Consider the following 12,387-nt stretch of genomic DNA (forward strand, 5'->3'; position numbering starts at 1 on the left):
ATCACCCGCTCATCAGCCTGCACCTCAGACATCTTCCCTTCAGCCAGCACAGACCCTTCATGCAAAACGGTCACCTTGCCTTGCTGAGCAATCTCAGTCACAAACCCCATATCATGCTCAACGACCACAATCGAATGCTTGCCCCGCAATTCATTAAGCAACTCAGCAGTACGCGAAGTCTCCGCATCCGACATACCAGCAACAGGCTCATCCAACAACAACAACTGCGGCTCCTGCATCAACAACATCCCAATTTCCAACCACTGTTTCTGCCCATGCGAGAGCAACCCCGCCAACCGATGCTCTTGCCCATTAAGCCGAATCAACTTTAAAATTTCTTCAATCTTCCCCAGCTGCTCCGACGACAAGCGTGCAAACAACGTCACCCTCACACGTTTGTCCATCTTCATTGCCAGTTCCAGATTCTCAAACACCGTGTGTTGTTCAAACACAGTAGGGCGTTGGAATTTACGGCCGATGCCAGCGTGGGCGATGTGGTATTCGGTGAGTTGGGTCAGATCGATGGTTTGACCGAAAAACGCCGTGCCGGAGGTCGGGCGGGTTTTGCCGGTGATGACGTCCATCATCGTGGTTTTGCCCGCACCATTGGGGCCGATGATGCAGCGTAGTTCGCCGACTGAAATATCCAGATTCAGATTATTCAACGCCTTGAAGCCATCGAACGAGACGGTAATGTTTTCCAGATACAAAATCGCGCCGTGGGTAGTGTCTAAGCCTTCGGTTTTGATCCGTGCGTAGGAGGTTCCCTGTCCGTTGTCAACAATGTTGGAGGGGATCTGGGGAGTGTAGGACGCGCTCATGCAGACTCCTTATTGGCACTATTGGTACTGAATTTCAGTTTGAGTTTGCTCACCAGGCCGACGATTCCTTGCGGCATAAAGAGGGTGACCAGGATGAAGATCAGGCCCAGTGCGTAGAGCCAGAGTTCGGGGAATGCACCGGTCAGCCAGCTTTTCAAACCATTGACTGTGAACGCACCGATGATCGGGCCGATCAGCGTGCCACGGCCACCGACGGCGGCCCATATCACCATTTCGATGGAGTTGGCCGGTGACATTTCGGATGGGTTGATGATGCCGACTTGCGGGACATATAACGCGCCTGCAATGCCGCACAGGATGGCGGAGAGGGTCCAGACAAACAGCTTGAACCAGAGCGGGTTGTAGCCGATAAACATCAGACGCGACTCGGAGTCCCGTACGGCTTGCAGCACGCGGCCCAGACGGGATGTGACGATCCAGCGGCAGAGTAATAGCGTGCCTGATAAAAACAGAAAAGTGATCAGATACAGCACGGCTTTGGTGGAGGGGGCGGTGATCGAATAACCGAGTATCCGTTTGAAGTCGGTGAAGCCGTTGTTGCCGCCGAAGCCGGTGTTGTTGCGGAAGAACAGCAACATGAAGGCGAAGGTCATGGCTTGCGTGATGATCGAAAAATACACGCCTTTGATACGCGAGCGGAAGGCGAAGTAACCGAAGACAAACGCCAGCACGCCAGGAATCAGAACGACTAAGGCCATGCAGTACCAGAAGTTGTCGGTCAGCGACCAGAACCACGGATAGGTTTTCCAATCAAGGAAGATCATGAAGTCGGGCAGGTTGCTTTGATACACACCGTCGCGGCCGATGGCGCGCATCAGATACATACCGTGCGCGTAGCCGCCTAGTGCAAAGAATACGCCGTGACCGAGCGAGAGTATGCCTGCGTAACCCCAGACCAAATCGAGCGCCATGGCGGCCATTGCGTAGCACATGAACTTGGCGATGAGGGCGACGGTGTAGCTGGAAATATGTAGCGCGTGACCGTCAGGAAAACTCAGATTGAGGATCGGTAACAGGCATAGCGCGATGCCGCAGACAATGATGCCGATCCATGCCGGGCGTGAAAATAGCGACGCTTGTGCGGAGACTAAAGGGGGCAATGGCGGTAATGTTGCGTGCGTGGCATCGGTTGCCAACGGCGGCGTTTTTACAGTAACGGTACTCATTCGACGCTCCTGCCTTTCAGTGCAAACAAGCCTTGCGGGCGTTTTTGAATGAAGATAATGATGAAGACCAGAATCGCAATTTTGGCCAGCACAGCGCCTGCCACGGGTTCTAAGAATTTATTGACTTCGCCCAGACCGAGGGCGGCAATGACGGTCCCTGCGAGTTGGCCGACGCCGCCTAAGACGACGACCATGAACGAATCGACGATGTAGCCTTGACCGAGATCGGGGCCGACGTTGCCGAGTTGGGATAAGGCCACGCCGCCTAAACCGGCGATGCCGCAGCCGAGGCCAAAGGTCATCATGTCGATCTTGTCGGTTGCGACACCGACGCAGGCAGCCATGCGGCGGTTTTGCATGACGGCGCGCACAAACAGGCCGAGCCGGGTTTTATTGAGAATGAGCCAGACCGCGATGACGACGAATATGGCGAAGAAAATAATCACAATCCGGTTGTAAGACAGTACCAGCGAGCCTAGGACGGTGATGCCGCCGGACATCCATGACGGGTTGGCGACTTCGACATTTTGCGCACCGAAAATCGAACGGACGGTTTGCATCAACATCAGGCTGATACCCCAGGTGCAGAGCAGGGTTTCGAGCGGGCGTCCGTATAACCAGCGCAGCACGGCGCGTTCTAGCGCAATGCCGACGGCGGCGGTGACGATGAAGGCGGCGGGCAGGGCGACGATCAGATAGGCGTCTAGCGCGCCGGGCAGAAATTTACGAAATAACAGTTGGCACACATAGGTGGTGTAAGCGCCAATCATCAGCATTTCGCCGTGGGCCATGTTGATGATGCCCATGAGGCCGAAGGTGATGGCTAGGCCCAGGGCGGCTAGCAGTAAGACGCTGCCGAGCGAGATGCCGTAGAACAATTTGCCGATGAATTCGGTGGTGGCGAGTTGGCGATTGAGTGCCCCTAGCGTGCGCACGGTTTCGATGCGGATGGCTTCGTCTGGCTCGATAAAACTGCCGTCGGGATTTTTATCCAGCAAGCGTAACAGGGCCGGTTTTATGCTGGCGTTGGTGCTGGTGGCCAGTGTTTTGATGGCGGCTTTGCGCAAGGCAGGATCGGTCGCTTGCAGATTGGCGGTGGCGATGACTTGTTGCAGCGTGGCTTGAATGTCTGGATCAGTTTCTTTATGTAGCGCCTGATTGATCAGCGGGATTTGCGCCGGATCAGCCGTTTTGAGTAAGTCTGTTGCGGCTGCTGCACGTAGCTTGCGGTCGGGAGAAAAGAGTTTGAGGCCGGAGAGTGCGCCTTCGACTGCGCCGCGCAGACGGTTGTTGACGCTGATGCCTTCGGCGTCGTCTGGCGTCGGGCCTGATTTATCGGTTGCCGGATAGAAGGCAGGATTGTCGGTTTTGCTGTCGTCGACGATCAGGATGTCGCCGTTGGGGCGGGCGTAGAGCGCGTCGGTATTGAGCGCGTTGAGAACGTTGGTGGCGTCGCTGTTGGCGAGCGCTGCGATGGTATTGACGGCGGCGATACGCGCATCCGAATCGTCGGAGGCCAGCGGGGCCAGTAGGGCGGGATCGATCGCTGCGCAGGCGCTGATGGCTTGAGTACATAGCCAGCCAGCGAGCAGTGCGGTGCCGATAATTCTGGTGAAAGGTTTCATGTTTTTTTCTTTGATGCGGATCGTCTGTTGGCTATCTTTAAGACGACAACGCCGGGTATTTGCCCGGCGTTGTTATAGGCTACTTACGCATGACGTATTACAGCTTTTGCTTGCCTTCGTTACCCACGATGTACGGGCTCCAAGGTTGCGCGCGGATGGTGGTCTTGGTTTTGTTGACGACGTTGAACTGACCGTCAGCTCTGATCTCGGCGATCATCACTGGCTTGTGCAGATGGTGATTGGTCGCATCCATTTCTAAAACGTAGCCGGATGGCGCGTTGAATTTTTGACCGCCCATTGCGGCGATGACTTTGTCGGTGTCCGTTGAGTGGGCTTTTTCTACAGCTTGTTTCCACATGTAGATACCGACGTAAGTTGCTTCCATCGGATCATTGGTAACCACTGTCTCGGCGTTAGGCAGTTTTTGCGCAACGGCGTAGGCTTTCCATTTTTTGATGAAGGCGGCGTTAGTTGGATTTTTGACTGACTCAAAATAATTCCATGCAGCCAGATGGCCGACCAACGGCTTGGCGTCAACGCCACGCAGTTCTTCTTCGCCGACTGAGAAGGCAACGACGGGGACGTCAGTAGCTTTCAGGCCTGCATTGCCGAGTTCTTTGTAGAACGGAACGTTAGAGTCGCCATTGATGGTGGAGATCACAGCCGTTTTGCCGCCAGCGGAAAACTTCTTGATGTTGGCAACAATGGTTTGATAGTCGGAGTGGCCAAACGGTGTGTAGACCTCGTCGATATCCGTATCTTTGACACCTTTGCTATGCAAGAAAGCGCGCAGGATTTTGTTGGTTGTGCGTGGATAGACGTAGTCGGTGCCGAGCAAGACAAAGCGTTTTGCGTTGCCGCCTTCTTTGGACATCAGATACTCAACCGCAGGAATGGCTTGCTGGTTCGGTGCTGCGCCAGTGTAGAAGACGTTTTTCTCGAGTTCTTCACCTTCGTACTGAACCGGGTAGAACAGCAGGCTGTTGGTTTCTTTAAAGACCGGCAGGACCGATTTACGTGATACCGAAGTCCAGCAACCGAAGACGACCGAGACTTTGTCTTGTGAGATCAGTTGACGGGCTTTTTCGGCAAACAGTGGCCAGTTTGAGGCTGGGTCCACGACGACCGGCTCAAGTTGTTTTCCCATTACGCCGCCATGCGCATTGATTTCTGCGATGGTCATCAAGGCGACATCTTTCAATGATGTTTCAGAGATCGCCATCGTGCCGGACAGGGAATGCAAAATGCCGACTTTAATAGTATCGGCGGCAAATGCTGCCGGGAGCCATGCTGCTGCGGCGAGTGCAAATGCGCCTAGTGCGGTAGCTTTCAAAACGGTACGACGTGACATGTTTTAATCCCCCTGGATTGGTATGCGTAAAAGAAAGCAATGAGTGAAAGCAATGAGTGAGAGTCAGAGAGTGAAATCACTCTTTTGACTTGACCACGGATATGCTTTAGCAGGATGCGTGCCAGTGCAATATGGGATTAATTTTTTGCTATTTGATTGCTCTATGGTTAATTTGTGGGGGTGATGCTTGTTTTAGGTGCGGCTTGATTTTTTTAGAGGGGGAGCTGCACTGATGTGGTGCGAATGCCGCGTGGGCTATGGGGATATTTGCTAACGACAGCAGATTTTTTGATGACTGTGCCGAATAAACGTACGAGGTCCGGTGCCTGTTTCACAATACCTTCGGTTAGCGCATCTTTGATCGCCTGTTCTCTTTGAGCCGGTGGAATTTTGCGCCAGCCCTCTTTGCCTGTTCTCATGGGGGACCCATGTAATTCCAGAGTGTGCGGGGATGAGGGATTATGTTTTTCTGTAATTTTATCTAGTGCCTGCTCAATCTAGTGCGTTTGGCGTTCAAATACGCTGACCCCGGCAAGAATAAAATATTCCTGGCTAGCATCTGAAGCCGAGCCGGACTCATCAACATAGAGCAAATACATTTTTGTTACCCATGAATTTAAATGCAAAACGGGCTACCCAAAGGTAGCCCGTTTTGCATTTAAATTTGGAGAGCCAGGTGAACAACCGTTCAACGCACCGTAAGAGACAGCACTCCCAACCCTAGCCACAATCTCACAAGAAAATATTTTAAACGTACAGAGCTAATGCCGGAGTATGCCGTATGGAAACACACTATCGTGTTGCTTTTGATTGAAATTAAGCAATATTCCTAACCTTTTGGACCGTTCATGTTCGTCAGACTCTGAGGTAGAACAGGACGTTGGTATTGCTTTTTTATCGGAATTGGATGTGCTATTTATTTAAAATGTACACACAGCGGAGCAGCATTATGCACACTAAAGTTTTTAAAAATGGCAACTCCCAAGCTGTTCGTATTCCGGCCGAAATCGCTTACGAAAGCACGGACATCGAACTTGATATCGTGCGCGTCGGAAACAAAATCATTATCTAGCCAGTCGCGCAATCTCTCGGCGACATCTTGCGGCAAATGACGCTGCTTCCCAACTTCATGTCGGAAGGGCGTGGCGATCAGGAGTAGAAAGAGCGGGAGTCATTGTGATGCCGAAATACCTGCTTGATACCAACATCTGTATTTACATCATGAAACGTACCTCGGAGCAGGTCGCGCAGCGTATGGATAGTTGCTTGCTCGGGGAAGTCGTGATGTCTTCTATTACTTACGCAGAATTGGCGTTCGGGGTGTTGTGTGCAGAAGATCCTGCCGAGGCTGGGGAGCAGCTTGATACGCTTATCAAAGCTGTGCCGATGGTCTCTTTTGATGCGGCAGCGGCGACGGAATATGGATTTATATGGCTTGCGACGAAAGAGCGCAAAAAGGATCTGAAGGACAAACTGATTTCAGCGCACGCAGTGACCTTGAATGTGACCATCGTCACCAACAACGTTGACGATTTCAAGGTTTATCCGGGCGTCAGAATTGAGAACTGGGTCGAAGCAAATTAGTTCAGCGCAAAAACACCCGATTCATGATTTGCGTCACAGGATAGGCAACCAAAGTCTGGATGGCGGGGGGTAAACCGAGCGGGCGCAGCATCATTTTGATCGTCATTTCGGCGCGTAAATGGGTGCGCACGGTGGCGTTCATCATGGCGCTGATGGCTTTGATGCGCACGGGATCGCGGGCGTGTTCCGGGTCGCGAAACGCAAGGACGTGGCGTAATGCGCAGGCGCTGTCTTCGGTTTTCATCTCTAGCGTGCGGCGACGCAGAGCGCCGAAGATATGGCGGCGGCTGAGGTCTTCTTTTTGGCGCAGGCGCTGGAAATAGCTGAAGAAGTGTTTGTAATGATTGACTTCATCATTGGCGATACGGCTGGCGAGGTCGCGCATGACGGGCTCGTCGGTGCTGCGTGCTAGCGCCTGATAGAAGGTTGCCGTGCCCGTTTCGACTACGCAGCGGGCGACCATTTCCAGGGCTTTGCTGGGTTCGAGAAGTTCGACTTTGCAATAACCGGAATACTCTTCGAGGAAGGACGCATACGCAAGTTGCCATGGGAATTCTGGCCAGACGTGCGCGATGTAGGCTTGCAGCGCCTTGCCATGTTGTAATTCTTCGACTTCCCAATAGCAGGTAAGCCATGCGGTGATTTCTGGATCGTCGTTGTAGTAGGCAATCAGATTTTGGGTGTACAGATCGGATCCGCTTTCAACGAAGGACGCGCAGGCTGCCAGATAGAACAGATTTTCATCAGAGCGGGTTTTGTCGACATCGATGGTTGAGAAGGCCAGATCAGCAATGGTCCAGTGCGGCGCGTGGTGTGTTGCGCGGTGTGGTGTTTGGTGTGAATCGTCGTGCGCTTGGTCCTCGCGGGATATTGTCATGATCAATCTCTCCAAATGGTTAGTGCATAAACGTCGCTGCCATCGCCAGATCGTTCAGTCGTATTTTTAGTCAAAACAATGATGCGGCCTTACTTAGCAAGATATTGAAATGCGTATACTTTGCAATCGTGCAAGTAGGACGAAGACGCGTGAATTTGGTTCAGATTCAATAACATCAACAGTACACCAACTTTCGTTTCGATTCCGCAAGTCCGCCAGCCGGCTCTCCGATGATTGCCGACAAACCGGTTCAACCCGGTGATGCCACCTCTTTTTTATGCAGCAAAAAATCCACGCCGTCGATAAAATTTCCGTCCGGTAAAACCGTGATAGCACGCAGGCCTGGATCGATCAGATGAAACTGTTTGAGCTGCTGCGGGGCGATCTGTAAAAAGTACAAACCTTTGGCGACGGCGGGGACGATGTAGTAGCCGTCCGAGCTGGTCTTCACCGTAGTCAATAACTTGCGATTAATGTCCAGTACTTCAATGTTGGTGTCCCCTAAGCCGCGCTTTGATGTTTTATCGACCAGATACACGGTACCGTCGATTTCACTCGTCATGGTCACGGGGAAATCAAGTTCGGCGACGTGGCCGGGGCGCGGGACTAACCGCAGACCTTTGAGCTGCGGGGTCCAGTAGGGGTCTTCCAGGGTTTGCGGATCGACTGCAATGTCGACATTTTCGCCCGTCGGCAAGCGGTCTAGCCAGGCGATGCCTGCGGCATCGGTGCGTGCCTGGGTTCGGCTACCGTTGACGGTAATGGCGACGTTCTTGAGCGGCTCGTCGCCTGCATTCATGACGCCGTCGCCGTTGTTGTCCAAAAATACCCGTACCGATGCCGCGCCGCTATCGGCTTTAGGTAGCGCATTAAAATGCCACTGCGCTTGTCTGGGTTCGCGCCCCATGGCAATAAATAGTTGCAGGCCGACGGTCAATGCACTATGGCTGGCGTAGCTGGTACTCAGGCCTAAACCGTAGCTCCCCAGGCTTTTGTTGAGGGCGGCGGTATACGATGTTTCGGCACTGTGGACCGAGCGCACCAGGCCGAGCGTGAGCAAGTAAGCTTGTCCCAGACTATGGTCGCCTGAGAGTACGACGGTCTCCAGTGTTGCATGGGGTTTGATGCTATAGCCTAACTGGCTGTTTAAGCCGAGTTCACCGACTCGACGGCTGAGTTGCAGGTTGCCGCTGGCGCTGGTAGTGTCGTTTGCGCTTTGCAATGTGACCTGATTGGATATGGCGGTCCGGTTCAGATAGGCTGCGATGCGCCCGCTCAAGGATAAATTGGTGGTGCCTGATTGAAACTGATCGCGCTGTAGTTCTATGCTGACCGGCAGGCGCGGTAGAAATCCGGTGCTCAGCGCGCCATCTAGTCTGAGGTTGTCGCGTGTTTTTAATGGGTCGGCACTGGCTGAAAAGACCTGACTGCTGAAATCGTTCAGTAGCAAATGGGTATAACTGACGGCGACGCTGCCAAGCCGGGTTTTGAGTTCGGCATCGTTGAGCCAGCCGCCATTCGATGATCTGGAAAAATTGTTGCTGAGGATGAACGATTGCCAAAAACCGCGCAGCCCGACGCTGCTATACAACTGTGCGGCGGCGTTACTCCCCAGCGTCGCTGGCATGCGGACCATAGCCCCGGTTGCGGTCAGATATTTGTTTAAGCCCCATTCAAACTGGGCCACTGAGCGCGATGCTCCTGCGTCGTCGCGGTGTTCGGTGATGCTGTAATAAAACATACCGGGTGGCGTGCTGCTCTGGTCCAGCAAAAATTCCTGCTTTTCGACGCGCTGCTGGCCGAGTGGGCCGTGGAATACTAGCCGGAATGCATTGTTTCCATACGATAGCGGTTGGTCGTCAAAGCTATACCGGCCATCGGCACGCGCCGCCTGAAAACCGACTAAGGCTTCATTGAAATACAGTTCCACGTCCCAACCGGGCGGCAAGTCGCCTTGCAAGGTATGACGGTCAAAGCTGGTGGGTTGATTGAGCGGGCGGTTGCTCAGCATGAGGCCATAGCCGTGACCAACCGGGGTAGTGTTGCCGATATTGGTCACGCCAGGCACGCTCACACCGTTGCCAAACATGACCGAACGCGCTCGTAAAGGGCCGAGCAGACCTGCATCGGGATCGTGACGGGCTAGCGTAAAGCGCAGATCCGGGGTGGGCTTTTGTTGGTTGCTGCTGACATACAACGCCGCCTCGGTGCCGAGTAAATCTGTCGTCAGGTAGGCTGTGTAGCTGGCGCTGGTCTGGCGATTGCCATTGCTGGCGCTAGCACCCAACCCCAGCGTCTGGTCGATAAACGGAACGCCCAGTAAGCGATATGGCATGGCTAGCCGTGGATACTGTGGGTCTTGATAGCCGTGGGTGTGGTTGCTGGCTTTTGCACCCTTATGTTCGCGCTCCAGCCGCTCTTGCAAGGGCAGCCGCTCTCTTGGTTTGACGCGAAGAGTAAGACGCGACAGGTCAACCTCAAGATCGAGTGGAAGCCAGCGCGCCAATAGCGTGCTGGCGACATAAATATCATCGCCGTAGAACTTGATGAGGGCCGGATCAACGCTTTGGGTTTTGCCGCTCAGCATGATGCTGGCCTGTGTCAGATTCAGGCTGAAGCTGCGTGCTTCGCTGAGGACATAACCGTCCGCTGTACCTTGCGCAGGGTGGGTTTTGATCGCTAGCGTCAGCAGCCGCGCCAGCTCGCCCAACGGCAAAAAAGTCTCGCTGCCGTATTGATAGGTGGTCATCGCCTCGGTCAGCACATCGCCGTCGAGCTGGACGTCAAGCAGCACCAGATTCTGGTCTTCAACAGGGGGTGCTGCCAAGGCCATAAAAGGCGAAAGGACTAGCAGCATCAATAAAACTACCAGGACTACACGGTGCGCGTAGTCACTGGTAAGGGAGCGTTTCACGGCAATTCAATGACGGTTTCTGCCAGTAACTTACCGCCCGCATCCGGGCGCTCCCGATAGGTCACATGCAGGCTGCCACCTTTGAGCACGATTCCTGAGGGCGGTTGCAGCGCTAGCTTGACGCGACGCGATGCATTGGGAGCGTAGACGGCCACGCCGCCAGCCTTGCCGATAGCATGTTCGCTGCCGCCGTGTGGGGTGAAGCTGGCGTTCAGATCGCCATATACCGAGCTGTTGCCGCTGCGCTCGAGTACCAGTGCGAGCATGATTTCTTTGGTGTTTTCAGCTTTGAGTAATGTCAGACCGGAGAGCGCCACCTCAGCGCTGGTATCGCCCTGGCGCACGATGATGGGAATGGTGGCACCAATGAGGGCCGTGAGGGTGATCCCGATCTCAGTGCCGCCGTTTGCTCCTTGCGCGTCGATGCTGGTGGCGCTTTTGTCGTCCGGGAGTCGGTCAAACTGTAAGTGCGAACGGTATTCTCCCGTTGCCAGATCGGCCGGTTTGCGTAAAGATATCCGCACAGTTTGGCCTATCCCCGGGGCTAACACTACCTGGCGCGGCGAGTAGCGGATTAATCTGTCGGCAAATAACTCACCCGGTAATGGGCTATCGACCAGAGAAAACTCGCCGGTCTCATTCATGCGCCGGTTTACTACGCTGATACGGTAGGTTGCGGTTTCTTCACCATTGTTTATGAGTTCAAGTTGTGCTGAGCGCTGATTTTTGTCGAAGACGATCCGGGTCGGATACAGCATCAGGTCGGCCAGTGCGGGCCGCGCGGCTAATAACAGGATTGCTGCGATCAGTAGCCACGCGCAGGCATGCAGAGTGAAGCGCGCCTTGGCAAAGTACGATGAAAACTCCGCAGCCCAAGGGCGCAGACCAATAGTAGGGTTCAACATGTTAATTCCTGTGAGTTTCGGGTGAAAGTATTGCGTGCAAATGGCTGTCAACAACTACTTCAGTTGTTTCAGTTGTAATTGACGGTGACGGTAAAGGTACCGTTATAGGCGCCGTTGGCCTGATTGTTGCCGACACTCAGCGTGGCACCGACCATCAGCATTTGCGTCCCGCCGCTGCTAAATACGCCGCTCAGGCTGGGTTTGCTGGTGAAATTGTTGACTGCCATGCTGGCACCATTCGGGGCTGACGCGGTACCACCGGGCAATCCGGTGCCGCCACTTAAGGACACAATGCCGTTGGGCGGCAAATTGATGGAGTAGGTCAAGTTGGGTTGACCGCTGACGCTAAATACCCCGGCAGAGCCGTTGTCTGAAGACATCAGGACAATTCCGCCAAAACGGCTGCGCAGACCGGTCGCACTCATAGTGAGGGTGCCGCCGCTACCGGCTGCGAAGCTACCGAATCCCAGCGCCTGCGTATTGGTCACAATCTGTGCCTGACCTGCTGATGCGACCATTACAGTGCAAGCTGCGCATGCCAGCCTGCACCAGACCTGATAGGTTTTCACAATGGGTTTCCCAGAAACAAAATAGCGAGGAGACCCCGCGTTTTTGCTTAGTTGTACTCGACTGCGACCGCGACGCTGCCTGTGTAGTCAGCATGCGCTACTTGCGTGGCGGAGACCGACAGCGCACCGCCGACGTAGATCGATTGCGCACCAGAAGCCAGCGTGCCGCCGCCAGTACTCACATCGCCAGTGGTCGCACCAGCGCCGCTAAAGCTGCTAAAGATAGCCAGTGCCATGCTGTCCGCGGGTGTCGAAGTGCTGGCAAGCGTGGTACTGGTATTGGCAAATGTGACGCTGTAAGTAGAACTGCCGTCTCCGGTGACATTAAATTTAGCAGCAGTCGGCGTTGTGCCGATACTTGACAGGATCGGTCCGGAAGCAGTCCGGGCACCGCTGGTACTGACTGTAACGGTGCCGCCTGCGCCATGGGCAAATGCGCCAAAGGCGAGATCAGAAGCCTTGGTAATGGCGATCGGTACTAACACCGTGGCGCTCGTAGCGGCAGTTGAGGGGGCTGCGGTACTGTTGACGCCAAAACCAGCGCAAAGAACGAC

At 54.2% G+C, this 12,387-nt stretch carries 12 protein-coding genes and 1 pseudogene; 2 read left to right on the top strand and 11 right to left on the bottom strand.

Going from position 1 to position 12,387, the window contains the following annotated elements:
* The 6 genes from urtD to ACVBEF_RS18425 all read right to left on the bottom strand — a co-directional run.
* Positions 1 to 821, bottom strand: an 821-nt coding sequence (urtD, locus tag ACVBEF_RS18400) for an urea ABC transporter ATP-binding protein UrtD (protein ID WP_447125376.1), incomplete at its 3' end; no start/stop codon positions are given.
* The gene (urtC, locus tag ACVBEF_RS18405; RefSeq protein WP_447125377.1) at positions 818 to 2,008 is read right to left on the bottom strand and encodes an urea ABC transporter permease subunit UrtC; all 1,191 of its coding nucleotides are present in this window, start codon (positions 2,006 to 2,008) and stop codon (positions 818 to 820) included. The genes urtC and urtD, both read right to left, overlap by 4 nt.
* Complete coding sequence (gene urtB, locus ACVBEF_RS18410) at positions 2,005 to 3,633, bottom strand: urea ABC transporter permease subunit UrtB (RefSeq protein ID WP_447125378.1); 1,629 nt, start codon at positions 3,631 to 3,633, stop codon at positions 2,005 to 2,007. Before urtB ends, urtC begins: the two co-directional genes overlap by 4 nt.
* Before the next feature lie 97 nt (positions 3,634 to 3,730).
* Positions 3,731 to 4,984 (bottom strand): urea ABC transporter substrate-binding protein, encoded by a 1,254-nt coding sequence (urtA, locus tag ACVBEF_RS18415; RefSeq protein WP_447125379.1) that lies wholly within the window; start codon positions 4,982 to 4,984, stop codon positions 3,731 to 3,733.
* Positions 4,985 to 5,196: 212 nt separating this feature from the next.
* A complete protein-coding gene (locus ACVBEF_RS18420; protein WP_447125380.1) occupies positions 5,197 to 5,403 on the bottom strand; it encodes a hypothetical protein in 207 nt (68 codons plus the stop codon).
* A gap of 78 nt (positions 5,404 to 5,481) precedes the next feature.
* Positions 5,482 to 5,583, bottom strand: a complete 102-nt coding sequence (locus tag ACVBEF_RS18425; protein WP_447125386.1) for a DUF3800 domain-containing protein — start codon at positions 5,581 to 5,583, stop codon at positions 5,482 to 5,484.
* Between the two features lie 350 nt (positions 5,584 to 5,933).
* Here ACVBEF_RS18425 and vapB point away from each other — a divergent pair.
* Positions 5,934 to 6,143, top strand: a pseudogene (gene vapB / locus ACVBEF_RS18430) (type II toxin-antitoxin system VapB family antitoxin).
* A gap of 20 nt (positions 6,144 to 6,163) precedes the next feature.
* Positions 6,164 to 6,568: a PIN domain-containing protein gene (locus tag ACVBEF_RS18435; protein WP_447125387.1), complete on the top strand. Its 405-nt coding sequence runs from the start codon at positions 6,164 to 6,166 to the stop codon at positions 6,566 to 6,568.
* A 1-nt stretch (position 6,569) separates the two neighbouring features.
* On the opposite strand, the gene ACVBEF_RS18440 is transcribed toward ACVBEF_RS18435, so the two are convergent.
* The 5 genes from ACVBEF_RS18440 to ACVBEF_RS18460 all read right to left on the bottom strand — a co-directional run.
* The gene (locus tag ACVBEF_RS18440; RefSeq protein WP_447125381.1) at positions 6,570 to 7,445 is read right to left on the bottom strand and encodes a ferritin-like domain-containing protein; all 876 of its coding nucleotides are present in this window, start codon (positions 7,443 to 7,445) and stop codon (positions 6,570 to 6,572) included.
* 250 nt (positions 7,446 to 7,695) lie between these two features.
* Positions 7,696 to 10,359: an MSCRAMM family protein gene (locus ACVBEF_RS18445; RefSeq protein WP_447125382.1), complete on the bottom strand. Its 2,664-nt coding sequence runs from the start codon at positions 10,357 to 10,359 to the stop codon at positions 7,696 to 7,698.
* On the bottom strand, positions 10,356 to 11,264 hold the full coding sequence (locus ACVBEF_RS18450) for a molecular chaperone (protein WP_447125383.1): 909 nt from the start codon (positions 11,262 to 11,264) through the stop codon (positions 10,356 to 10,358). The genes ACVBEF_RS18445 and ACVBEF_RS18450 overlap by 4 nt, the downstream gene beginning before the upstream one ends.
* A gap of 68 nt (positions 11,265 to 11,332) precedes the next feature.
* On the bottom strand, positions 11,333 to 11,833 hold the full coding sequence (locus ACVBEF_RS18455) for a DUF4402 domain-containing protein (RefSeq protein ID WP_447125384.1): 501 nt from the start codon (positions 11,831 to 11,833) through the stop codon (positions 11,333 to 11,335).
* Between the two features lie 47 nt (positions 11,834 to 11,880).
* A partial coding sequence (locus ACVBEF_RS18460) for a DUF4402 domain-containing protein (RefSeq protein WP_447125385.1) occupies positions 11,881 to 12,387 on the bottom strand: 507 nt, incomplete at its 5' end.

Source organism: Glaciimonas sp. GG7 (genome assembly GCF_052976905.1).

Bases quoted from the DNA above. Each gene is read 5' to 3' on its own strand.
- urtC (WP_447125377.1), bottom strand. From the start codon at position 2,008: ATGAGTACCGTTACTGTAAAAACGCCGCCGTTGGCAACCGATGCCACG.
- urtB (WP_447125378.1), bottom strand. From the start codon at position 3,633: ATGAAACCTTTCACCAGAATTATCGGCACCGCACTGCTCGCTGGCTGG.
- urtA (WP_447125379.1), bottom strand. From the start codon at position 4,984: ATGTCACGTCGTACCGTTTTGAAAGCTACCGCACTAGGCGCATTTGCA.
- ACVBEF_RS18420 (WP_447125380.1), bottom strand. From the start codon at position 5,403: ATGAGAACAGGCAAAGAGGGCTGGCGCAAAATTCCACCGGCTCAAAGA.
- ACVBEF_RS18425 (WP_447125386.1), bottom strand. From the start codon at position 5,583: ATGTATTTGCTCTATGTTGATGAGTCCGGCTCGGCTTCAGATGCTAGC.
- ACVBEF_RS18435 (WP_447125387.1), top strand. From the start codon at position 6,164: ATGCCGAAATACCTGCTTGATACCAACATCTGTATTTACATCATGAAA.
- ACVBEF_RS18440 (WP_447125381.1), bottom strand. From the start codon at position 7,445: ATGACAATATCCCGCGAGGACCAAGCGCACGACGATTCACACCAAACA.
- ACVBEF_RS18450 (WP_447125383.1), bottom strand. From the start codon at position 11,264: ATGTTGAACCCTACTATTGGTCTGCGCCCTTGGGCTGCGGAGTTTTCA.